General features: G+C 63.0%; 25 protein-coding genes and 2 pseudogenes. 5 read left to right on the top strand and 22 right to left on the bottom strand.

What is annotated here, in order from left to right; genetic code table 11:
* Nucleotides 1–109: 109 nt before the first annotated feature.
* The 14 genes and pseudogenes from ABUH87_RS10735 to ABUH87_RS10670 all read right to left on the bottom strand — a co-directional run bounded on the left by ABUH87_RS10735 (nt 110) and on the right by ABUH87_RS10670 (nt 13,112).
* On the bottom strand, nt 110–331 hold the full coding sequence (locus ABUH87_RS10735) for a helix-turn-helix transcriptional regulator (RefSeq protein WP_367773411.1): 222 nt from the start codon (nt 329–331) through the stop codon (nt 110–112).
* A complete protein-coding gene (locus ABUH87_RS10730) occupies nt 328–561 on the bottom strand; it encodes a DUF2274 domain-containing protein (protein WP_367773407.1) in 234 nt (77 codons plus the stop codon). Before ABUH87_RS10730 ends, ABUH87_RS10735 begins: the two co-directional genes overlap by 4 nt.
* 10 nt (nt 562–571) lie before the next feature.
* Nucleotides 572–1,792, bottom strand: coding sequence for a TraB/TrbI/VirB10 family type IV secretion system protein (locus ABUH87_RS10725; protein WP_367773405.1), 1,221 nt, complete (start codon nt 1,790–1,792; stop codon nt 572–574).
* On the bottom strand, nt 1,789–2,640 hold the full coding sequence (trbG, locus tag ABUH87_RS10720; RefSeq protein ID WP_419956689.1) for a P-type conjugative transfer protein TrbG: 852 nt from the start codon (nt 2,638–2,640) through the stop codon (nt 1,789–1,791). The genes ABUH87_RS10725 and trbG overlap by 4 nt, the downstream gene beginning before the upstream one ends.
* Nucleotides 2,637–3,448: pseudogene (gene trbF, locus ABUH87_RS10715) on the bottom strand (conjugal transfer protein TrbF). Before trbF ends, trbG begins: the two are co-directional and overlap by 4 nt.
* Before the next feature lie 3 nt (nt 3,449–3,451).
* Entirely contained in the window at nt 3,452–4,753 is a 1,302-nt protein-coding gene (trbL, locus tag ABUH87_RS10710) for a P-type conjugative transfer protein TrbL (protein ID WP_367773403.1), read from the bottom strand.
* Nucleotides 4,754–4,871: 118 nt separating this feature from the next.
* Nucleotides 4,872–5,639 (bottom strand): P-type conjugative transfer protein TrbJ, encoded by a 768-nt coding sequence (trbJ, locus tag ABUH87_RS10705; protein ID WP_367773401.1) that lies wholly within the window; start codon nt 5,637–5,639, stop codon nt 4,872–4,874.
* A 4-nt stretch (nt 5,640–5,643) separates the two neighbouring features.
* The gene (gene trbE, locus ABUH87_RS10700) at nt 5,644–8,082 is read right to left on the bottom strand and encodes a conjugal transfer protein TrbE (RefSeq protein ID WP_367773399.1); all 2,439 of its coding nucleotides are present in this window, start codon (nt 8,080–8,082) and stop codon (nt 5,644–5,646) included.
* Nucleotides 8,076–8,336, bottom strand: a complete 261-nt coding sequence (locus tag ABUH87_RS10695) for a VirB3 family type IV secretion system protein (protein WP_367773397.1) — start codon at nt 8,334–8,336, stop codon at nt 8,076–8,078. The genes trbE and ABUH87_RS10695 overlap by 7 nt, the downstream gene beginning before the upstream one ends.
* Nucleotides 8,333–8,662 carry a TrbC/VirB2 family type IV secretion system protein gene (locus ABUH87_RS10690; RefSeq protein WP_367773395.1) on the bottom strand — a complete coding sequence of 110 codons (330 nt, stop codon included), beginning with the start codon at nt 8,660–8,662 and terminating at the stop codon, nt 8,333–8,335. Before ABUH87_RS10690 ends, ABUH87_RS10695 begins: the two co-directional genes overlap by 4 nt.
* Before the next feature lie 12 nt (nt 8,663–8,674).
* Complete coding sequence (trbB, locus tag ABUH87_RS10685; RefSeq protein ID WP_367773393.1) at nt 8,675–9,682, bottom strand: P-type conjugative transfer ATPase TrbB; 1,008 nt, start codon at nt 9,680–9,682, stop codon at nt 8,675–8,677.
* Nucleotides 9,679–10,083 (bottom strand): CopG family transcriptional regulator, encoded by a 405-nt coding sequence (locus ABUH87_RS10680; RefSeq protein WP_367773391.1) that lies wholly within the window; start codon nt 10,081–10,083, stop codon nt 9,679–9,681. The genes trbB and ABUH87_RS10680 overlap by 4 nt, the downstream gene beginning before the upstream one ends.
* Nucleotides 10,084–10,090: 7 nt before the next feature.
* The gene (locus ABUH87_RS10675) at nt 10,091–12,121 is read right to left on the bottom strand and encodes a conjugal transfer protein TraG (protein ID WP_367773389.1); all 2,031 of its coding nucleotides are present in this window, start codon (nt 12,119–12,121) and stop codon (nt 10,091–10,093) included.
* Between the two features lie 184 nt (nt 12,122–12,305).
* On the bottom strand, nt 12,306–13,112 hold the full coding sequence (locus ABUH87_RS10670; protein WP_367773387.1) for an AraC family transcriptional regulator: 807 nt from the start codon (nt 13,110–13,112) through the stop codon (nt 12,306–12,308).
* A 121-nt stretch (nt 13,113–13,233) separates the two neighbouring features.
* Here ABUH87_RS10670 and ABUH87_RS10665 point away from each other — a divergent pair, with 121 nt between their 5' ends.
* Nucleotides 13,234–13,623: a cupin domain-containing protein gene (locus ABUH87_RS10665; RefSeq protein WP_367773384.1), complete on the top strand. Its 390-nt coding sequence runs from the start codon at nt 13,234–13,236 to the stop codon at nt 13,621–13,623.
* A gap of 141 nt (nt 13,624–13,764) precedes the next feature.
* On the opposite strand, the gene ABUH87_RS10660 is transcribed toward ABUH87_RS10665, so the two are convergent.
* Nucleotides 13,765–14,427 carry a tyrosine-type recombinase/integrase gene (locus ABUH87_RS10660; protein WP_367773436.1) on the bottom strand — a complete coding sequence of 221 codons (663 nt, stop codon included), beginning with the start codon at nt 14,425–14,427 and terminating at the stop codon, nt 13,765–13,767.
* A 95-nt stretch (nt 14,428–14,522) separates the two neighbouring features.
* Between ABUH87_RS10660 and ABUH87_RS10655 the strand changes: the two genes are divergently transcribed.
* Nucleotides 14,523–14,753 (top strand): type II toxin-antitoxin system ParD family antitoxin, encoded by a 231-nt coding sequence (locus ABUH87_RS10655; RefSeq protein ID WP_367773382.1) that lies wholly within the window; start codon nt 14,523–14,525, stop codon nt 14,751–14,753.
* A complete protein-coding gene (locus ABUH87_RS10650) occupies nt 14,750–15,076 on the top strand; it encodes a type II toxin-antitoxin system RelE/ParE family toxin (protein ID WP_367773380.1) in 327 nt (108 codons plus the stop codon). Before ABUH87_RS10655 ends, ABUH87_RS10650 begins: the two co-directional genes overlap by 4 nt.
* Nucleotides 15,077–15,246: 170 nt before the next feature.
* Here the strand turns inward: ABUH87_RS10650 and ABUH87_RS10645 are convergent, their stop codons facing one another.
* A complete protein-coding gene (locus ABUH87_RS10645) occupies nt 15,247–16,356 on the bottom strand; it encodes an aldo/keto reductase (RefSeq protein ID WP_367773378.1) in 1,110 nt (369 codons plus the stop codon).
* A 96-nt stretch (nt 16,357–16,452) separates the two neighbouring features.
* Between ABUH87_RS10645 and ABUH87_RS10640 the strand changes: the two genes are divergently transcribed.
* Nucleotides 16,453–17,343, top strand: coding sequence for a LysR family transcriptional regulator (locus tag ABUH87_RS10640; protein ID WP_367773376.1), 891 nt, complete (start codon nt 16,453–16,455; stop codon nt 17,341–17,343).
* A gap of 164 nt (nt 17,344–17,507) precedes the next feature.
* Here the strand turns inward: ABUH87_RS10640 and ABUH87_RS10635 are convergent, their stop codons facing one another.
* The 6 genes and pseudogenes from ABUH87_RS10635 to ABUH87_RS10610 all read right to left on the bottom strand — a co-directional run bounded on the left by ABUH87_RS10635 (nt 17,508) and on the right by ABUH87_RS10610 (nt 21,097).
* Nucleotides 17,508–17,945, bottom strand: a complete 438-nt coding sequence (locus ABUH87_RS10635) for an anthrone oxygenase family protein (RefSeq protein ID WP_367773374.1) — start codon at nt 17,943–17,945, stop codon at nt 17,508–17,510.
* Between the two features lie 276 nt (nt 17,946–18,221).
* The gene (locus ABUH87_RS10630; protein WP_367773371.1) at nt 18,222–18,572 is read right to left on the bottom strand and encodes an iron chaperone; all 351 of its coding nucleotides are present in this window, start codon (nt 18,570–18,572) and stop codon (nt 18,222–18,224) included.
* Nucleotides 18,573–18,596: 24 nt separating this feature from the next.
* A pseudogene (locus tag ABUH87_RS10625) lies at nt 18,597–18,895 on the bottom strand (DUF2200 domain-containing protein).
* A gap of 79 nt (nt 18,896–18,974) precedes the next feature.
* A complete protein-coding gene (locus ABUH87_RS10620) occupies nt 18,975–19,307 on the bottom strand; it encodes an ArsR/SmtB family transcription factor (RefSeq protein ID WP_367773369.1) in 333 nt (110 codons plus the stop codon).
* Entirely contained in the window at nt 19,307–19,936 is a 630-nt protein-coding gene (locus ABUH87_RS10615) for an SRPBCC family protein (RefSeq protein ID WP_367773367.1), read from the bottom strand. The genes ABUH87_RS10620 and ABUH87_RS10615 overlap by 1 nt, the downstream gene beginning before the upstream one ends.
* Nucleotides 19,937–20,263: 327 nt before the next feature.
* On the bottom strand, nt 20,264–21,097 hold the full coding sequence (locus ABUH87_RS10610; RefSeq protein WP_367773309.1) for a DUF4336 domain-containing protein: 834 nt from the start codon (nt 21,095–21,097) through the stop codon (nt 20,264–20,266).
* Nucleotides 21,098–21,273: 176 nt separating this feature from the next.
* Here ABUH87_RS10610 and ABUH87_RS10605 point away from each other — a divergent pair, with 176 nt between their 5' ends.
* The gene (locus ABUH87_RS10605; protein WP_367773306.1) at nt 21,274–22,248 is read left to right on the top strand and encodes an alpha/beta fold hydrolase; all 975 of its coding nucleotides are present in this window, start codon (nt 21,274–21,276) and stop codon (nt 22,246–22,248) included.
* Nucleotides 22,249–22,288 lie beyond the last annotated feature (40 nt).

Raw genomic sequence — 22,288 nt, 5'->3', positions numbered from 1 at the left:
GTCGCGGTAGGAGAGCCGATGCCGAGCAGGCGAATGCCCCCTCCCCTGCCCCGAAACTTTCGGGTGGCATCAAGCTGATGCAAAGGTGGCTTTTATTCGCGCTGAGACACTACCATCGCCGCTTCTTGCCCTCAAAGCCATCCTTGACGGGGGCGATCCATTCGACGATCTCGCGCTCGCTCCAGCGCGAGGCGAAAGGTGAGAGCTTGTAAGGCGGAGGGAACCGAGCCTGCCCTACGAGCCGGTAGATCATAGTCTTACCTAAGCCCACACGCAGCTTCACCTCGTCAATCCGCAAGAGCCGATCGGATCCATTACGTGGCGCGTTCATTTCGCCCTCTCGCGGGCAAGCGCTTCGCGAGCACGGACGAAGCCTCGATCGCTGTCGAGGAAGGCGGACAAAATGGCGGGAATCAGTTCGGCGATTGGTTCCTCGCGACCGTAGGTGTCAGCATAGATGCGCGCATAGTCGCTGAGCGCAAGGTGCAGGTCGGGCATCACCATGACCGTCAACTTCACTGGCGTGCGGTCCGGCATGCGGGCAAGCTCGAGTTGTGGCATCGAAGGGCTCCTATTGCTTCCAGGGTGCCAGAACGAGGTCGCGGTGCACGACGAGCCGCACCGAAGCACCGGGCCGGATGGTGATCGTCGGCTGGATCTGGAGATTGCGCGAGGTGAGCTGGTCACCGGCGCGCGAGACATTTTGCTGGGTCGATTCCCGGATCGCCTGAACGAGATCGCTCTCGCCCGAGAAGGGCAGATTGGCACCCGCGCCCAGCAGCGTCGAGGTTGCGGCGCCCTTCAGCAGCGTCCAGGTATGAAAGTCGACCTTGTCGGCAAGGCCGGCGTAGCCGGCAGGATCGGTCGCCGGGACATTGTCGAGCCGGATCGAGCTCCCATCAGGCAAGATGATCCGCTGCCAGACGATCAGTGCACGCTTCTGCCCGAAGGCCACGACGCTGTCGTAACTGCCGATCAGCCGCGCGCCCTGCGGGATGAGCAGGATCGTGCCCGTGGCGCTGTCGAATACGCGTTCGGTCACCTGGGCAATGACGAGGCCGGGAAGATCAGACCTCAGGCCAGTGATGAGGCTTGCAGCGATCACGCTGCCGGCGGAAAGCATGTTGGACGATGCCGCCGGCACCAGCCCATGTGGATTGAGGTCGCTTGCACGGTCAGGCGTGGCGATGAACTCGGCCTTGCGCGCCTGCGCGTTAGGATCGCGATCGGGGTCGAGTGCGATCTGCGCAGCGTCTGCCGGAGCTGGAGAAGCCGGGATCGGCACGGCTTCGGCGGGAATGGAGGCCGCGGCACGATTCCCGGATTGAACCAGCAGTCCTGACTCTCGTGCCGCCTTGCGTTCGGTCGCCCGCCGCTCACGCTCGGCATCGACGGCTTGCACTGGCGCTGCCTCCGCCGCGATGGGTTCGGTGGCCACGGCCCGCTGATGTTCAAGAATAGGGCGGCCGAGATCACCGGGCAGCGGCGGACCGAGTTGCGGCACTTCGCCATAGCTTCCGGGCAGGACGTTGAGTGTGTCAGCGGGAGCTTTGGCGGCCGCTGTCTGATTGTCCGCTTGCCCCGCCAGATGCAGTGATGCCGGCTGCAAGGCGAACCAGGCGGTCGCGGCCACGCCGATCGAGCCAACAGCAGCAATCGCGACGACGGCGCCCCGCTTGAACCGGATCGCCCGCGCCGGCTTCGCGCGCAACGCAAGGGTCTCTGGATCGACCTTAGGCGGGGTGGCTGGTGCAGCGGCGGACGTATCCGCGCCTTCCGGCTCCTTGCTCATGAGCCCCTCCGATCCCCGGCTACGCGGCTGATCCGCACGATCTGCTGGCGCTTGGTGCCGAGGCGAAGTTCAGCAGCGTCGAAGATCCGGTCCACGACGTAGAAACGCCCCTTGAGGCGATAATTGACGAGCTGGGCCTCGCCCTTCTCACCAAGGAGGAAGACCGGCGGCGCCTCGCCGACAGCAAGCGAAGTCGGGAATTCAATGAAAGTCTGCCGGCCATCGTCGAACGCTCGAAGCGGACGCCACGCTGGCCGGTCACCTGATATCGCATAATTGAAGTGGAGCGCCTCGAGCGCGATGCCCGCCGCTACCGGCGACGCTGCCTCCGCTGCGACCGCCTCTCGCTTCATTGCGAGCAGTGCGTCTTGCGGATAGCTCCAAGACAGCGCCACCATCGCGGTGCGTGGCACGCTGGTCAGCGCAACATGATAGCTTCTGCGATCGGTCGTGATGACCAGGTTGGTTGAAAGGCCCGCGCTGAACGGCTTTACCAGCACATGGGTGCGCTTGTCCGTGCCCGATCCGCTCGTTGTATCGCCGATCACCCAGCGTACCGTGTCCCCGCTCGCGACGGCGACGAGTGTCTCGCCGGGCTGCAGGGCAATGTCGGTCACGCGCTCGGGCGCAGTGATGACATGATAGAGCGCGCCATCGGAGAAGGGATAGACCTGCACGCCGCTGACGAAACGTCGTGCATCCGGCCCGACTGTTGCGCTCCGGTTGGCGGCCGAAACGATGGCAAGCTGGCGTTCGGCGCTCGCAGACTGCGGCGATGCGGAGGCCATGGGGGCGGCAAGCAGAAGGCATGCGCCAAAGGTCGGCAGGACGGCATGAAAACGTGTCATGACTGATTCTCCAGTTGGACGGTGGGTCGGGCGCCCGGCTGCCTGCCGAGAGCCGGGTCGAGAGGCGAGCCGAGGGGAAGATTGGCCGGAGGCGCTGGTGTGCGCGGGCTTGCCGCCGGCGTTTGGGGATCGAGTTCGCGGCTCCAGTCGATCGCATCGACATAGATGCCAGCGGGTTCTTGCGCAGCGTATCCGCCGATGCGGGCTGTCGCGTGACGATTGTCAGGATGCCGGTCCATTGCGATGACCCAGCCTCGCTGCCCCGCTCATAGACAGTCTCGGTCCATTTGACCTGAAAGGAGCGGTCGGAGGCGCGAACGACGCTTGTCACCTGCACCGAGACAGTGCGCTCGCCGATGCGGGCGAACGGGTCGGCGGTCCGGGCATAATCACTTAAAAAGCGGGCGCTGCGCTCGCTAGTGAAGTCATAGGCCGCCAGCCAGTCGCGCCGCATCAACACGGGATCGAGTGAAACCGAACGCACATGTTCGATGAACTTGGCCAGATGCCAGGCGATCTGCGGATCGGTGGGGGTAAAGGCGCGTTCGGCCTCTCTCACGGCTCGTGTTTCGCCAAGCCGGTCGACCTCGACCACATAGGGCGTCACCCGGCTTTGCAGCGACTGCCAGACCAGCGCGCCCGCCATGGCGCAACTGAGCGTCAGTGTCCCAAACGCCATCAGCCGCCAGTTCCTGGCCTGGACCCGCGCCGATCCGATCCGCTCGTCCCAGAGCTGGCCGGCACGCTGATAGGGGGTTTCAGGCTGAGGGGTATGTCCATAGCGCTGGACCGCGCGCTTGAAGACCATGGCTCAATCGTCCTTTTCCTTAAGGTCGGGGGTGGCTGATGCTCCGCCGCGGTCGCCTTCCTTCAGCGTCTGGAGCGCGGCGTGGCGGTGGTGGCGGGCATCCTGCTGGCGGCGCAGTGACTGCGCCCAAGCCGGCGCAGCATCACCCTGAGTGTCTGGGGCTGATGCAGTCGTGCCGCTCCGGGTAAACGCGGCCCAGGCGGCGTCGCGACCGCGCTCGGCGGCCGCGCCAACGGCGATTGCGGCGGCAGCCCTCTGGCGAGCCGCGTTGCCGGCAGCCTGTGCCATGCCGCCGATACCGGCGCCGACGCTCGAAGAACCCGACGCGCTCTGGCCAAGCTGGTAGGAGGCCGATGCTGCCGCGCCCATCGTCGTACCGGCACGAAGAGTACCAAGCGCAGCGCCGCTAGCGGCGCGAGCCGCGCCTGCCGCAGCGCCGCCGCCGAGAGCGCCCACGCCCGCCGCGCCGACCGTCGTGCCCAGGGCGGCCCCGGCACCCAGCTGCGGTGCACCTGCGACCAGACCCGAGGCAATGGCCGGAGCGAAGATGCCCAGGCCGAACAAGGTCAGAGAAGCGAGCACTAGGCTCATGGCCTGACCTATGTCGGGCTCCTGGCCCTGCAGCGCGGCCGTGAACTCGTCGAAGAAATTGGCGCCAATGCCGACGATGACCGCCAGCACCATGACCTTGATGCCGGAGGAGACCACGCTTCCCAGCACGCGCTCGGCCAGGAAACTGGTCCGGTTCCACAAGGCGAAGGGCACGAGAACGAAGCCGGCGAGGGTCGTCAATTTGAACTCGACGATGGTGACGAACATTTGCACCGCGAGGATGAAGAAGGCGATGATCACGATCGCCCAGGCAAACAGCAGCACCACGATCGTGAGGAAGTTGTCGAAGAAGGTGGTGAAGCCGAGCAGCTTCGAGACCTGCTCAAGTAGTGGCCAGGCTGCGGTAAAACCGGTACCTGCCAGGCGGCCGGGCTTCAGCAGGTCATCGGCGGAAAGAGTCCCTCCTCCCGCGGTCAGCCCCGCGGCCGCAAAGGAGCGGAAGATGATGTCGCCAAGGGTGGAGAACCGATTCAGGATGAAGGCGAACGCACCGACATAGAGAATCTTGCGCAGGAAGCGGCCGATCACATTGTCCTCGCCGCCCATGGCCCAGAACAGGCCGGCAAGCGTGATGTCGATGCCGATCAGTGTCGTGGTGAGAAAGGCGACGTCACCGCCCAGCAGCCCGAACCCGGTGTCGATATAGCGGATAAAGGTCTGAAGGAATTGGTCGATGACATTGAGGTCGTTCATGTGTGATCGTCCTGGCAAATGGTCCGCGCGAGATCCGGCCGGGAGAGCTGAACCGAACCTCGCGCAGTGGACGGCAGCAGCGAGGCGCGAACCGCGGCTGCGCCGGGGCGGCACCGGCCTATTGAGGTGTGTAAGCCGAGTCGGAACCCAGAAACCGGGTGGTGGCTGTGCGCGCATCCACTTGCGCCTGCAGGGCGCGCGCCTGTTCCATCGCCTGCGCGCGATATTGCGCGGCCATCAAGCTCTGGATCTGGAACTGCTGCTTGGCGGTCAGCGCCAGGAGCTGGTTTGTGGCCTGGCCGACCTGGAGTGCGCCCTCGGCATTTTGGCTGCGCCCGACGATGGCGCTGAGCGTCCGGGCATCCACCTCGACATTCTCGACCACCTTCGCCTGCACGCCCATCGTCTGGCGGTAAGCATCCATCTGCGATTCCAGACGCGCCCTTGCCGCGATGACCTGTTGGTTCAGCGTCAGCGCCCGGTTGAAATCAGTCGGAAAGAGCCCGCCGAACTGCTGGTCGAGACCGGCAACGCGGAATTGGATGCCTCGCGCCTGCGCCATCAGCTGGTCGATCTGCTGCAAGGTCTGAGTGATCGCCTGGATTTCGGGAAACCTGATGGTGCTCAGATTTTTCGCTTCATTGACAAGGCTCTGGGCCTGATTCTGAAGCGAGCGGATCTGATTGTTGATCTGCTGGAGCGTCCGTGCGGCGGTCAGGATGTTCTGGCTGTAGTTGCTGGGATCGAAGACGACGACCGCCTGGGCGGGCGAGACGGGCAGTATGGCAGAGGCCGCGCCGAGGGTTATGGCAGCGAGACCAAGTGCACCCGCGCTCAGATAGCGGCCGCCAGCGGCACCGGAATTGCGAGGGAAGAATACAGCCATCACTTTACTCCTTCAGGTCAGCGAAAAACTCGGAAAATTGGGGGAGGAGCGACGCGGCCCAGCCGAGGCCGGCCTGTTCGAGGAAGCGTGCCGTGAATTCTTCGGTGCCGTGCTCGGCGAGGATCACGTCGATCCGCGCTTGGGTGGCGGGATCGGAAGCACCGCACAGCGCGAGCGCGATCGGCCCAAGGCCCAGCTCGAACAGGCGGTTGCCACGAGCGGATTGCAGATAATAATGCCGCTTCGGGGTCGCGCGGCTGATCAGCTCGATCTGACGATTGTTGAGGCCGAACCGCGCATAGGCAGCCCTCCCCTGCGGCTCGATAGCTCGGTCGTTGGGAAGAAGGATACGCTGCGGGCAGCTCTCGATGATGGCAGGGGCGATGCTGGAGTCCGCGATGTCGGCCAGGCTCTGGGTTGCAAACAGCACTGCGACATTCTTCTTGCGAAGGGTCTTGAGCCATTCGCGGATGCGGGCGGCGAAGAGCGGATGGTCGAGGAAGATCCAGGCCTCGTCGAGGATGAGCAGCGTCGGGCGTCCATCGAAGCGTTCTTCCAGCCGGTGGAAGAGATAGGTGAGCACCGGCGCGACGACGCTCGCTTGGCCCATCAGCGCCTCGGTCTCGAAACACTGGACGTCGGACAGCATCAGGTGCTGTTCGGCGGCGTCGAGCAGGCGGCCATGGGGGCCATCGAGCGTATAGGCGGCCAGAGCAGTGCGCAGCGCATTCGACTGCAGCAGCATGGCAAGGCCGGTCAGCGTGCGCTCCTGTACGGGCGCCGAGGCCAGGCTGCCGAGCGCCGACCAGACCGCGTCCTTGACCTCCGGCGTGACAAGTACCTTCTCGTGCGCGAGAAGGCTTGTGATCCATTCCGCCGCCCAGCTGCGCTCATCAGCCCGGTCGATCGCGCGCAGCGGCTGGAAAGACAGCGTGTCGCCGCCATCCGCACCCAAAGCATGATGCGCGCCGCCCATCGCCAGCACTACAGCCCGGGAGGACCAGCCCTTATCGAAAATGTAGAGCTGCGCGTGGCGGTAGCGCCGGAACTGGAGCGCGATCAGTGCAAGCAGCACCGACTTGCCGGCGCCAGTCGGGCCGACGACGAGCATGTGCCCGACGTCCCCCACATGGGTCGACAGACGGAACGGCGTCGATCCGCTGGTCTGGGCATGGAGCAAGGGCGGCCCGGCGAGATGCCGGTTCGCTTCAGGGCCAGCCCAAACCGACGACAGCGGCATGAGGTGAGCCAGATTGAGGGTATGCACCAGCGGCTGGCGGACGTTGGCATAGGCCTGGCCCGGCAGCGACGATAGCCAGGCTTCGACTGCATTGAGACTCTCGCGCTTCGCGGTGAAGCCGAGGCCGTTCACCACGCGTTCCACGGCGCGGACCTTCTCATCCGCTCGCGCCCTGTCGCGGTCCATGACGGTAATGGTGGTGGTCAGATAGCCGAAGGCGACATGATCGCCGCCCAGCGCCTGGAGGGCCAGGTCCGCGTCGACCACTTTGTTGTCGGCATCGCTGTCGAGAAGCTGGGCGGGCTGGTTGTACATCACCTCGCGCAGCAGCGCAGTGATGGACTTGCGCTTGTTGAACCACTGCCGCCGAATGCGCGTGAGAACCTTGGTGGCGTCCGCCTTGTCGAGCGCGATGAAGCGCGTTACCCAGCGATAGCTGAAATCCTGATGATTGAGCGCGTCGAGAATGCCGGGCCGGCTGAGGTTGGGGAAGCCCAGCACCGTCAAGGTGCGCAAGTGCGCTTCGCCCAGCTTGGGCTCAAGCCCTCCGGTGAGCGGCGTATGGGCCAGTATCGCGTCGAGATAGAGTGGCGTCTCCGGCACCGCAACTGCGTGCCGCTGCCCCGAAATCGTGCCATGAAGATATGTCAGCGTCTCGCCGTCGCTGAGCGGATGCACATGCGGCATGAAGCTTGCGAGCAGGTCGAGCACCCGATCCGTCTCGGCCACGAAACCGGTGAGACTGGCGCGCCAGTCGCGGCGACCATCCTGTTCGGGCCTGTCGACCAGTGTCCGTCCTGCCGTATCACTGCTGTCGGCGGGAGGCAGCCAGACCAGCGTGCCGAGGAACAGGCTCTCGAAATGCTGGCCCGTCGCTTTGAAGGCGGCGCGCCGCTCCTGATCGACCAACCAGGAGGCCGCGTCGGGAAAGCCGCTATCGGGATAACCCAGCGCCTCCCGCCGTTCAGCCTCGAAGAAGAGCGCCCAGCCCGAGCCCAGTCGCTTAAGGACATTGTTGGCCCGGGCGCAGGCGCCCACCAGTTCAGCTTCGGTCGCGCTTTCGAGGTCCGGCCCACGAAACGCGAAGGAGCGCTGGAAGCTGCCATCCTTGTTGAGGACGACGCCGGGTGCGACCAGCGCGGCCCAGGGCAAATGATCGGCCAGCCGATCGGTCCGCGAGCGATATTCGGAAAGATTCAGCATGCCAGATGACCTTTCTGGCGCAGGTGGCGAAGCAGAACCGGCGCGAAATCCGCGTCGCGGCGTGCGGCGAACACCGCCAAACTGTGGCCGACCGCCCAAAGGCCAATCCCGACCAGCCATTGCTGCAGGCCGAGGCCGAGTGCCGCGGCGATCGTGCCGTGGACGATCGCGATCGCACGCGGTGCACCGCCGAGCAGTATCGGCGATCCCAGGCTGGCGTGGATTGGCGCCTCGAAGCCCGCGATGTGGCTCATGACACCAGCGCTCCGCCGCCGAAGCTGAAGAAGGAGAGGAAGAACGAGCTGGCAGCAAAGGCGATCGACAGGCCAAAGACGATCTGAATCAGCCGACGGAAGCCGCCGGCACTCTCGCCGAACGCCAGCGTCAGGCCCGTGACGATGATGATGATTACAGCCACGATCTTGGCGACCGGCCCCTGTACCGATTCCAGCACCTGCTGGAGCGGCTGTTCCCATGGCATGCCAGAGCCGCTGGCATGTGCGGTGCCGGTGATCGCAAGGGTAAGCCCAAGGGCGAGCCCGCCGGCGAGGAAGCGAATAGGGAAGAGCATGGCACGCATATTCAGTCTCCTTCAGAGGTTGGGTGAGGTGTCAGGGATAAGATTGACGAGGGCGTAGTTGCCTTGCGCATCGAGCCCGGCGACCCGGGCAATGCCCGCAACGCGGCGCGCGGTGCCGCGCCCGGCGATGAAGACGATGAGGTCGACGGCATCGGCGATCAGCCGACGCGGCACGGTGACCACCGCCTCCTGTATGAGTTGCTCGATCCGGTAGAGAGCCGATGCTGCGCTGTTTGCGTGAACGGTGGCGATCCCGCCGGGATGACCGGTGTTCCAGGCCTTCAGCATGTCGAGCGCTTCAGGCCCGCGCACCTCGCCAACGATGATGCGGTCTGGTCGCAGGCGCAACGTCGAGCGCACGAGGTCGCCCATGGTGACGCTCCCCGCCCGTGTGCGCAGAGCAACCGTGTCGGGCGCGGGCGACTGAAGTTCGCGTGTATCCTCGATCAGGATGACGCGCTCATCGAGATGAGCCATTTCGGCAAGAAGAGCATTGGCAAGCGTCGTCTTGCCCGAACTAGTCCCGCCGGCCACCAAGATATTGCGTCGCTCCGCAACCCCGGATGAAAGCTGCCGCGCAATGTCGACCGTCATGATGCAGTCGGCGACATAGTCGGCCAGGGTGTAGATGCGGGCCGCCGGTTTGCGGATGGAGAAGCAGGGGGCGGTGGAAACAGGCGGCAGCAATCCCTCGAATCGTTCACCAGCGCCCACGCCATGGGGTGGCAGTTCGGCCGAGATAATGGGTCGCTCGCCGTGGATTTCTGCGCGAGCATGCGAGGCAACCAGCCGAACGATCCGCTCGACCTGCGCCGGATCGAGCCGGACGGCGGTATCGACCCGCCCCTCCCCGAGGATGTCAACGCGTAGCGCTCCGTCGGGATTGACCATGATCTCGATGACACGGGGATCCGAGAGTGCCGCCCCGATCGCCGGCCCCATGGCGGTGCGCAGCATGGTGCGACGTCGCGCCTGCACGGTTGCGGCGCCGGTCGTCGTATCGAGGCGCCCGACGGTCATGCCGCGCCCCCACTCCGCTCGGTTGGTCCTAAGGTGCGTTTTCCCGAGGCGATCCGCCTGCCGACCTGCGCAACGAAGGCTTCGAACCTGTCGCGCCCGATCGCTTGGCTGACCGCATCGGCCTCGGGCAAGGTCGCCGTCACCATCAACTGGTAGCGGACGAAGAGCGAGAGGCTCTCGAGCAGGACGTCGATATCGCGCCGGGCACCGGCAATATCCCTCGACATACGATCGAGCCGGAGCTTGAGCAGATCGTCGATCTCTTTCGTGGCGCGGCGCGCAAGCCAATCGCGAAGCGCATCGTTGACCAGCCGGCTCTTGTTGCCGCGGCTCCCCGCAGCCAGCGCTTCGAGTGCATCGCCGATCTCGCGGTCGAGATAGAGGTTCTGGCGAGTTCTCATCGCTGCCTCACGATCCCGGCACGAGGTCGCGATGGGCGGCCTCGTTGATGGCGTAGCCCCGCGCAACGGCACTGAGGCCCTGCGCCTGATCCATGGCGCGTTTGTCGGCCGCAACGTCGTCATCATCGGGTACGAGCTGCGATTCCTTGGTGTCGGCTGCCGCCACCGTCCTCGTGGACTGCTCGGGAAGGCCGGGATGGCGCTGCTGCTGCATCCCGCCATCCTCCTGGTCGCCGGCAGCATCATGAGCCTGGTGCAGCCGGATGTCGGGGCGGCGAACCTGGTTCGACCAGTCCTCACCTCGCGCCTCTGGCCGATCGGCATAGGGCCGCGGCCCTGCGGCAAGAACCGGCGCCGGGGCCACCCGGCACCTGAAATTGCGATCGCTATAGTAGCGCAGCTTGCGGGCGCGCACCGGAGCCAGGCCGGCAACAAGGACAAGTTCCTCGTCCGGCGAAAGCTGCATCACTTCGCCCTGTGTTAGGAGCTGACGCCCGGTTTCTTGCCGGCTGACCATGACATGGGCCAGCCAGGGCGCGAGCCGATGCCCGGCATAGTTGCGCATCGCCCGCTGTTCGGTCGCAGTGCCAAGCGCATCGGAAATGCGCTTGGCAGTCCGCTCGTCATTGGTCGCGAAAGCGACGCGGACATGGCAGTTGTCGAGGATGGAATTGTGCTCGCCATAGGCCTTCTCGATCTGATTGAGGCTCTGGGCGATCAGGAAGGCGCGGATGCCGTAGCCGGCCATGAAGGCGAGGCCTGTTTCGAAGAAGTCGAGGCGGCCGAGCGCCGGGAACTCGTCGAGCATCATCAGAAGCTGGCGCCTTGACTTGCTCTTGTCCGCACCGTCGAGCCTCTCGGTGAGACGGCGACCGATCTGGTTGAGGATGAGACGCACAAGGGGCTTGGTGCGGCTGATGTCTGAAGGCGGGATAACGAGATAGAGCGAACAGGGCCGCTCGGCCTCGATCAGATCGGCGATGCGCCAATCGCAGCGCGAGGTGACTTCGGCGACGGTTGGATCGCGGTACAGTCCCAGGAAAGACATGGCGGTGGACAGGACGCCTGACCGCTCATTCTCGCTTTTGTTGAGCAGTTCGCGCGCCGCGGACGCGACGACCGGATGAACCTGGGGATGCTCGTCGTTACCCACATGATTGGTGGTCATCATCCGCCGGAGCGTGGCAACGAAGCTGCGCTGCGGATCGGACAGGAAGGTCGCGACCCGCGCCAGCGTCTTCTCCTCCTCGGCATAGAGAATGTGGAGGATTGCACCGACCAGCAGCGAATGACTCGTCTTCTCCCAGTGGTTACGGCGTTCGAGCGCACCCTCGGGATCGACGAGTATGTCGGCGATGTTCTGGACGTCGCGCACTTCGTTCACGCCACGCCGCACTTCGATGAGCGGGTTGTAATGAGCTGACGCCGCATCGGTGGGATTGAACAGCAGGCAGTACGAAAAGCGGCTGCGCCAGCCGGCGGTTAGCGTCCAGTTCTCACCCTTGATGTCGTGGACGACCGCCGAGCCGGTCCAGGATAGAAGGGTTGGCACCACGAGACCGACCCCCTTGCCGGACCGGGTCGGCGCAAAGGCCATGACATGTTCGGGCCCATCATGGCGTAGATAGCGCCCACCCAACGCGCCGAGCATGACACCGGCGTCGCGGTGCAGCCCTGCCCGCTCGATCTCGCGCCCGCTGGCCCAACGCGCTGACCCGTAAGTGGTGACATGGCGTGATTGCCGAGCGCGCCAGAGCGAGCCAAAGATTGCAGCGCCGCAGCCCACAAAACCACTCGCCCCCGCCAACATACCCGCCTTGTCGAAGACGGCCGGCGCATAGGCATCATAATGGAACCACCAGCCGAACAGGGCCCAGGGGCGGTAGATCGGCTTGCCCCCTAGTAGGAACCAAGGCGCGCCCAGTTGCGGCTGGTAGGCGAGCATTGCCGCCGCCCATTGGGTTGCAGCCCAGACGCCCAGAAGCACGACTGCGAACACAACGAGTATCTGGCCGATCAGCAGTTTGGTGGGCGTCATCGCGAGGCTCCCGCCCGCCGAGGGGCTCGGCTAGGGCGGTTGCAGACTCGGTGACTGAAGCCGGAAATTGAATGGTGCTGATAAGCGCAGATGGGCTCGTGGCGGCTCAGGCGGACCTGCGTACATGATCAATCGGCCGAAAGCCGCCGTAAATTCATACGGTAAGTGTCGCCTAGATGGTCGCTTACTTCCTAACAGTTTGACGGAAGGCTTGCGGCGTCTGTCCGGTGAAGTGCCGGAAGGCGCGGGCATAGGCGCTCTGGCTTTCGAAGCCGACACCAGCGGCGATGATGGCTATGGACTGATCGCTCTCGGTCAACGGCTCGAGTGACGCCAGCAGGCGGGCGCGCCTTCGATATTCATCCCAGCCCATCCCAAGGTGTAACTGGCAACGCCGCCGCAGTGTCCGCTCCGAAAGTCCGGCTACTGCGATCGCCTCAGCCAGTGTGCAACCCGCCGGATCTGCGCGAACGAGCGCCAGCGCCTTGTTCAGCACGGTGTCGGTGCTGGTTGGCAGGGTCAGCGGCGCACAGTCGGCAATCCATTCCCGGCACAGGCGCGCAAAAGCGGCAAAGAAAGCGCGGCCCGTACTGTTCATCGGCTCAGCGAGCGGCCAGCGCCCGGCCTCAGCAAGCATCGCGCGCATCAGCGGTGAGACGCGCAGGATCCGCACCCCATGCCCGGCGTTGGGAACGCAGCTTGGCATGAGCAGCACTGACACTGAGCGGATGCGGTGCAGGCTGTTGCGGTGGCGGGTGCCAGCTGGGACCCACGCTGCCAGACTGCGCGGCAAAAGATGTCGACCGTGCTCATCCTCGACCTCCATCGAGCCCTCAAACGCGTATTGAAGCTGGTGCATGTCGTGATGATGCCAGGGTGCGTTGATGTCGTATTCGTCTTGGATGATGGCTCCCGCAAACGGCCGCCGGTCCATCGCGGCAAGCGGGATCAGCCCAAGATCGCAGCCGGGATCGGTCTTAATAACGGACATCGACGCGGCATCCTCCTTCATGCTCGTGGCCGTTTGAGGCGCAAGATTGGCCGTTCACCGCGATACAGTCGAAATCCTCTCATGCGATGAGGCAATGATCTTAACAGAACGGGAGAAGATCATGTCCATCCGTGTGCATCACGAAACCGAACTCACCTGGCGCAAGATCGGCGACATCCCCATGGAATGGATGCGTGACCACATCGATCCAACCGAATTAGAAGGACAGTTGTGCTTCCACGAAGAAGGGGATGCCACTACGATGCAGTTGATGGAGATGCGCCTTAATCCGCACACGCTGATCGCACCGCACGCACATGATGCAGACGAAATTTTCTATGTAGCCGAGGGATCGTTGCACTGGGGCAACAAGGCGCTACTTGCCGGCGGCTCGATGTTCATCGCAGCGGGCGTGACCTACTCCTTCCGTATCGGGGACATGCCGACGAAGTTGCTCAACTTTCGAGCACATGCGGATCACAGCTTCCGTCCGGAGGCAGTGGAAGCATAGCGCGGCCGACGCTTTGATCTCTCATAGATCCACTTCCGCCGATTTTGGCCCGCCTTGTTTCTGGAGCCGATCACCGATAGCGGCCATCGGTCTATTATCAGGGGCTGGCTTCGCGAGCAGGTCGCGGAGCCGGAGGTCAGTTCAGATTTCGGTTCTCTCGGAGAGAGTGAGGGCGTCGTCGATATCAACGCCGAGATATCGGACCGTATTCTCGATGTTGGTATGGCCGAGCAGGATCTGCACTGCTCGTAGATTTCCAGTCGCCTTGTATATCAATGCGGCTTTTGTGCGTCGCAGGGAGTGCGTGCCATACTCGCGATGATCCAGCCCCACCGTCGAAACCCACTCATCGACAAGACGGGCGTACTGCCTTGTGCTGAGATGACCCATGTAATCCACGCGGCTGGGAAAGAGAAAGTCGTGCGCGGAGCCGCCGCGTCGCTCCAGCCATGCTCTGGGGCTTCTTCGACCTTCCGTCATGATCTCGAATTGCACGGGCCTTCCCGTCTTCTGCTGGATTACAGTTGATCGATTACGTATGCTCCCGCCGCTGACGATATCACCGATCCTGAGCTTGACGAGGTCGCAGCCGCGAAGCTTGCTGTCGATCGCTAGGTCGAACAACGTCCGATCGCGTAACCGCCGATGCTCGTCGAGATAAAAGCGGATTGCCCAGATATCGCGCGGCTTCAGTGGGCGCTTGGGCCCGACATTCTGCCCGGCATTCCAGGGGCGCCGATCGTGATGGCGGGTTCGAGGTCTGAATGTCCCATGATAGTTCTCCGGTGGCCAGAATTGACCAATCGGAAGATATCGGAACGGCACCGTGTTCAGCGATTGAGCATTGTCATATCTTGCCAAATTTTGCCAAACTCGCTATATCCCAGCCCATGTCGACGATGAACATTTCGCTGCCGGATGCGCTCAAGGCGTTTGTGGACCAACAGGTCAACACGCGTGGCTATGGCACGAGCAGCGAGTATGTGCGGGAATTGATCCGCAAGGATCAGGACATACAGCGCCTTCGGGAAATGCTTCTGGAAGGCGCCAGTTCGGCCGCCACCGCGCCGGTCGATCCCGGATATTTCCAGGGCCTTCGTGACCGTGTGACGCAACGCACGGGGTCGTGACCTCAAAACCGGTCATACCGCGCGCCAAAGCGCGGGAGGATGTGGACCTTGCGGTCGAGTATTACGCGGACGAAGCCGACGCGGATGTGGCTTTGGGTTTCATTGATGCACTTGAACAGGTCTATGCCTTCATCGGCGAAATGCCGGCGGCAGGGTCTCCACGGTGGTCTCATGAGCTGAACTTACCCGGATTGAGGACCATAGGGTTGAAAGGATTTCCGTGGCTCGTTTTCTACCTGGAACTCGAAACCCATGTGGATGTCTGGCGTGTGCTTCATGCCAAGCGGGATATGCCAGCTCGGTTGACCGATTTAGATGATTAAGGCCAACAAAGCCGCCGTTTGATGCAACGAAACCGCTCCCTAAAAGCTGCCGATCATTTATCTCACGGCGCCCAGCAACTGCTGCCTTGAAACGACCATGCTCTGGTTTGTTTCAAGGTCAGACAGCCGCCATTCGGTCGGATATTCGCGAAAAGCGCTCTGGACCGGTTTCAATCGAGCGAACTGACGACTTCTGCTCCGCCGAACACGATTTGGTTGCGAACTTGCGATTGGAAAAGGCCATAAAGGAAACCCTCACTACCGCTACTCACGGCTTCGAGCGCGGCGAGATGTTCGAGCGATAGTTCCAGATCGAGGGCCGCGACGTTGTCCGTAACCTGTTCCGGTCGGCTGACGCCCATGAGTGTAGAGGCGACCCCGGATCGTCCGACCACCCAACGCAGCGCGACCCGAGCCGGACTTTCGCCGGCCTCCCGCGCCACCCGCTTGACCTCATCGACGATCCGCCAATTGCGCTCGGTAAACAGGGAGTCGCCGAAGGGATTGTCGCCATCGAGCCGCTTGTCGCCTTCGGCCCTTTCGCCAGCGGCACCGCCGGTGTTAGGCACGCCGCCGCCACGCGATGGCGCCGCTTCTACGGTGGCGCGATCGTATTTCCCGGTGAGGAGGCCATAAGCGAGCGGGCTCCAGGGCACCAGGCCGAGACCGAAGGCGCGGCCGAGCGGGATATGCTCGTTCTCCGCCCCTCGCTCCGCCAGAGAATAGAAGTACTGCAGGCCAACCGGCAAGGGCAGGCCGCGGGCGCGCGCCAGGGTCGCGAGTTGGGCGACATACCAAGCCGGGCTATTGGACAGTCCCCAATAGCGGATCTTGCCTGCGCGGATCAGGCCGCTCATCGTCTCGAGCAATTCCTCGGCCGGCGTGATCCCGTCCCAAATGTGGATCCAGTAGACGTCGATCACGTCCACGCCGAGCCGTCCCAGCGAGCCATCGACCGCGGCATGGACATGGCGCGCGCCGTTGCCGCCCGACAGGGTGCCCTTGCCGGTCGCGAAACCCGATTTGGTCGCGATCACCAGGCGGTCGCGCAGTCCCGCATCCTTCACGAAGGCGCCGACCATCTCCTCGGACGCGCCGCCCGAATAGACATCCGCCGTGTCGATGAAATTTCCGCCGAGATCGACGTAGCGGTCGAACACGGCACGGCTGGCATGCGCATCCATACCCCAACGCGGCGTGCCGAAGGTCATGGTGCCGAGCGCCAGCGGGCTGACCAGCAGGCCCGAGTTGCCGAGTGCGTGATAGGATCGAAGGCTCATCGTTGTCCCCAGTGCGTCGTGCCTGTCGATATGGCTTGCGAGCTCCCCCGTGATTAGAGCATTCAGCTCGCACGGGTTGCTGAAGGATTTTCACCGATGGATCGCGAGCTGTGGTCAGGTCTCGCCGTTTTCGTCGAGATCGCAGAAGCGGGGAGCTTCGCTAAGGCTGCTACTCGCTTGGGTCTGTCCCGCTCTGCGCTCAGCCATGCGATGCGCACGCTGGAGGCGAAGCTGGGCGTCCGGCTGCTCGACCGCACGACCCGGTCACTGGCGCCGACTAGCGCCGGAGAAGACCTGCTGCTGCGCCTTCGGCCGGCCATGGCAGCGGTCGAGGAGGGGCTCGGCGTTCTCGATCTCGCTCGCGATCGGCCGCGTGGACGGGTGCGCGTGAACGCGCATCGCCCGGCCGCGATCCACATCGTGCTGCCGCGCCTTGCCGTGCTGGCGCGCATCTATCCCGAAATAATGGTCGAACTGGTGGTCAACGACGGACTGGTCGATATCGTGGCTGAGCGCTTCGATTGCGGCGTGCGGCACGAGGAGGAGTTGCAAGGGGACATGATCTCCGTACGGATCAGCGACCCCGTGCCGCTGATCTTCGTCGCTTCGCCGGCCTATCTCGCCGAGCAGGGCCGCCCCATCGAGCCGGACGATCTCGCACGCCATCGCTGCATCAGCTATCGGCACACCTCGTCCGGCGCGTTGCACCGCTGGGAGTTCGAACGTGACGGCGCTTTGATTGAACGGACTGTGCCTTCAACCTTCATCACCAATGACGTCGATGTGATGCGGGATGCAGCTTTGGCTGGGATCGGGGTATCCTGCCTTATTGACCAACAGGCAGCGCCCCACATCGCGAGTGGAGAGCTTGTTGAAGTGCTGTCAGGCTGGGCGCCGGCTCTACCGCCAAACCATCTATATTACCCCAGCCGACGGCAACCCAGCGCCGCGTTTCAGGCGTTCATCTCAGCAATGCGCGCGCAGTAGCCCTCCGGGACAAGCAAATTCGCCGACAAACCGGTCGTTTAGCTGCCTGGATCGCGCTGTCGAAACCGGCCGTACGTTCACGCAGAAACATCAGGCAATAAATGACCGGATACAGGCGGCGCCTGCGGCACGCTCAGTCGCAATATTTGGATGGGAAACGGACGTTAGCTGGTCGCCGCGAAGCCACACAGGAAAAGCACCGTCGACGCCGCGCCCAGCGCGCTCCTCACGATGTGTAGTCTCCCCCACTGGATGAGCATCGCACGGCTCTCCGCACCAGCTTCACGTTCCTGCATTGCCATCAAGCGCTTGTTGACTGGCGCGATGGCTAACAGAGTGAACGGCCAGTTCGCCAACATCACGACGCCCCCAGCAAGCCACCGCCAATCCCAAGAGACATACCCAGCCAAGAGGCCTGCCAGCCCGGCGACGATCGCGAGGCCAGACTGTATAGGAAGTGCCCGTTTGTAGCTTGGCTGCCACTGAGCGAGCAATGGAGCATCGTCGAGATGCATGCGGGCAGGATGCTCAACCAGAGTGATGTAAAGCGCCGCTCCGGAAAAGAGGGTGGCAGCAACGACTGCGGCAAGCTGGAGTGACATCACGGCGGATTTCCTCAAATCTAGCTGAGAGGAGCGGAGGCAAGCCCACGCGCCGCCAACTGATATCCGCTTAGTGCACGATGTCCTCGTGTCGTGTCCAGACTGGCAACTTCCCAACCGGCGGCACGCTTAGCCAACATTGAGCGCGGCGATTACCAATTCTGGAGCCGCCGACAATGCGGTCATTCGGGCGCAGCTCGGCAGGCGTGAAAGCTACCTTCGGCTACGGGCAATAGATGCCAAAGACCTTCGCCTTCACCATCGCGAACCGACCGCTCAGAGATCGTGAGCTTGTCGGGAAGCAATGGCGAGCTTCCGGGCGAGCTCCCCCGGAATTGGCTTGCTCAGAGAGAACGTGACGCCAGTCTTGGTTGACTTGAGCCCTGCGTCGGCAATTTCGTCAGCATGCGATGCGACGGCTGAAGGAGATATGTAGAGGCCGCATTGCTTGCTGAAAGCTGCATAGCCAGCGATAATGGATTGTCCGATCCTGAACCCCGGCAACTTGTAGGCGATGACCTCTTCGGCGTCAGGCAGCGCGCTCGCGAGTTGAGCGCGCAACTGAACCAGCAGAGGACGGAAATCCTCGGGAGCTTCAGCTATGTAGGCATCGTGATCTGCAATCATCGTCAGAACCCCTAATAGACGCGCTCAAGCTCGCAGGATTTTCTCCATCGCCTTCCCCTTAGCGAGTTCATCGACCAGCTTGTCGAGATAGCGGATCTCCCGCATTGTAGGTTCTTCCACATCCTCAACCTGCACGCCGCACACCTTGCCGGTGATGAGCGATCGAGCCGGGTTCATCGCGGGCGGGCTCGCAAAGAAGTCTTCGAAGCTAGTTTATTCTCCAGCTCGGCGACCAGTTGCGCCCAGCTAAAGCCTGTCAGCCAACGGAGGATCTCGTCGACTTCCGCTTTCGTGCGGCCCTTTTTCTCAGCCTTGGCGACCATAGTGGACGTAAACGCTGGCGACGCTGGTCGAAAAAATGCGGTGGCTCATCGGGATGCTCCGTTGAATGCGACAGCCGATCTATGGATCGCGCCTTGCGCGTTTGCCTCTGGCCACTTCCGTCGCGAGCGCTTCTAGTTTGGGCGTCCAGAACATGCGAAAGCGATCGAGCCAGAGGTCTATCTCGCGCATGGGCGCTGCATCGACCGCGTAAAGCCGTCGGGCACCATCAATGCGGACGTTGGCAAATCCGCAATCGCGCAGGACTTTCAGATGCTGCGACACAGCCGACTGGCTTATGCCGAACTCGGCCTGCACGACAGCGCTCATCTCACCCGCGCTACGTTCGCCCTCGGCCATCATTTCGAGCAATCGCCGCCTTACCGGATCACCGAGAACATCGAAGGCGTGCATCAGCTCGCGCCGGTGTAGAATTTCGCTGTGCGCTCAGCCATAGCATCGGCCGTCTCGGGGGCACCGCCGGCAGCACGGTGCGCTTGCGCCCATGCGGAGGTGCTTTGACGGACGAAGATCTTTCCTTCGTCGGACGTCGACCATTTCTCGAACTCGTCATGGTCGATCGAAGCGCCTGTTCCGATATGAATGCCCAGTCCCGCCAGCGACAGATCCCAGCCGGTCCCGACCGCAGAAGGTCCATAGGTTTCCCAATGCTCCTCCATGATGCCGATCGGCGCGACATGCTCGAGTGTGAGATGGGTGCCGCTTCCACGCGCTGCCAGTCGCACCATGACCCAGCTGGTGCCGCCACCGAACTCCCATGTGAGGTCCAGCTCCTGCGGCGGATCGCATCGTGTGATCGTGCCGGATGCATTGCCCTTTATCTGATATCGGCCGCCCAAGCGAAGATCGCCAGTAACAGGCGCGAACCAGCGCGCGATACGGTCCGCGGTCGTCAAGGCATCCCAAAGATCGTCTGGATCGGTCGGGTACGTGCGCTCGGCGATGACCGCACGGGCTGGTTGACCGTCATACTCGCACTCTTCGAGACGGCGGAATTCCGCGCCTACCAATCCTGAAATCATTGGCTCATCTCCAGTTTGCCCATGAGTGAGGAGTACAGTTCTAGCTTATATAAGTCGAATCTAAAATCGTGAACGTCGGTGAGCTTGGATGAGTGAAACTCGTGGTAGCCTCGCGAGAATCGCGCGACCTGCGAGCAAGGCTCGATCCGCCGACAGGGCCGCCGTTCGCAACGCCAGAGCTGCTCCTAGAAACCAGTCGTTCGTTCATGGTCTGATGCGGGGCTCGTACGACCAGGATCAAGGCTGTCGACTGGCGCTACGTTGACACCTTTGTTGCGGTTAGCCGATTGGCCTGCGACTGCTGGTGTCCCGAAGCAATAGCGAAGGCTATTCGCGAACGAGCCAGGCGAATGCGCAACGCAAACGCGCCGCGGCATCTTTCTCGAAGGGGGCCCCATGTGCAAAGATGACTCGCCGGGGCTGCAGTCGCACGATCTTTTGCACCTGAGCTTTGGCTTCGCTTCCTCCCAGGCGCAACGCTGTCCGCACGTGCAACGCCGTCGTTCCACGCGTTCCCGCTGCAGCCCGCGCGACCATTCGGGCAAGCGGCGCGAGCTTCGAGGCCTCCAAGTTCTGGATGAGGTCACACAGCAGCAGCGTGGCCGAGGGGCGGTGAAAAAAGAAGCACTCCTCGAAGCCACCGCCACCGGCGACCAGTCCCTGTTCGATCACGTCGCGCCATTGTGAAGGTGCGTCTTCCCCAAGGTCCCGGTCGATGCGCGTGCCAGAGGTCTGCACCTGTGCACGATCACGAAGGCCCGGCACTGCCCAACTCGTTGCTTCCGGAAAGGCAGCCTGCCAGTCGCGCAGATACAGCCAGTGAGCGAAGGTTGGAGCGATCAGATGCGCAATCCGCCCCAGTGCGGAGATGCTCGCCGTGAGCTCGGCCGTGCAGCGGGTGGGCGAATGGAGCATGAGATCGCCGTTCGGCAACCGGATGATCGTCATCCGCACCGGCAGGCACAGGCCACTCGCGGTGATCGTTGTATCCACGATCCAGAGATCGTCGCCTAGCTGCTTCAGCTTGTCGAGTGGGAGGTATCCGACCCGGGTCTCGTCCCACTCGCTCTGCGATTTCGATGCCTGGCGGTAGAGAACCAGCGTGCCTGCAGTAGCGAGGGCAGAACCCAGGGCTATCGTCGTGTGGCGTCCAAGTGCCATATCGTCACTCCCTCACGAAGCGAAGGCTTTAAGCAGAGGTTCGGTTCCGAGAAGCTGACAATAGCCTCCGTTCGAAGAGTCGAATTCGCTTGCTGATAGCTGTCGGTCGTTCAGGTACCTTCACTTGGCTGCCGAGCAGTTTACAAGGTGCTTTTTCGCAACGCAATGGATGAGCTATGATCAGACTCTTGCTGGCGATGGCGGTGCTAGTCCCTGCGGTATCGGCCGCGGCTCATCCGATGCTTGCCGACTTCGACTATGGCTGGCCGGTACAGCGCTATCCGCTGACGAGCCAGCGCGAAGCCATGGAAATGGCATATTTAGATATCCGCCCGCCAGGCGCTAATGGCCGAACCGTCGTGTTGCTCCACGGAAAGAACTTCTGCGCTGGCAGCTGGGAAGGTACGATCCGCCGACTTGTTGCGGCCGGCTATAGGGTGGTGGCACCCGATCAGATCGGCTTCTGCAAATCGAGCAAGCCCGCGCGCTACCAATACGGGCTGCACACGCTCGCCGCCAATACCGCCGCCTTAGTGGCGTCGCTTGGTGTCGAGAAGCCAGTGGTCGTCGGCCACAGCATGGGCGGTATGCTGGCAATGCGGTACGCATTGCAGTATCCCGAGGCCGTGTCGAAGCTGGTGCTGGTCAACCCCATCGGCCTCGAGGACTGGCGGGCCATGGGCGTTCCTAATGCAACAGTAGACTCGCTGTACGAGGGCGAGCGCAAGACAACCCGCGCCAGCATCAAGGCCTACCAGCAGGCAACCTATTATGCCGGCGAATGGCGGCCTGAGTACGATCGCTGGGTCGACATGCTGGCCTCGATGTACCTGGGTCCGGAGGGCGAGGTCGTCGCATGGCATCAGGCCTTGACCGCGGACATGGTTTTCAACCAGCCGGTCATCCATGAACTGGAGCGCGTCGCAGTGCCAACGGTGCTGATGGTCGGCGAGAAGGACAATACCGCCATAGGCAAGAACCGAGCCGACAAGGTATTAGCGGCGCGACTGGGAAACTATCCGCTGTTGGCACGCGAGGCGGCGCGGCGAATTCCCGGCGCGCGGCTGATAGTCTACCCGGATTACGGCCATTCGCCTCAGATCCAAGCGCCAAACGCATTCCATACCGACCTTCTAGACGCGCTTCGCTAAGGACCGCACGGCTTTTGCAATATGTGCATGGGCGCCAACA

It is taken from the genome of Novosphingobium rhizovicinum, assembly GCF_040813635.1.
GTDB lineage: Bacteria > Pseudomonadota > Alphaproteobacteria > Sphingomonadales > Sphingomonadaceae > Novosphingobium > Novosphingobium rhizovicinum.
Note: the sequence above shows the minus strand (reverse complement) of the source record. Positions and strands in the feature narration are given on the sequence as shown.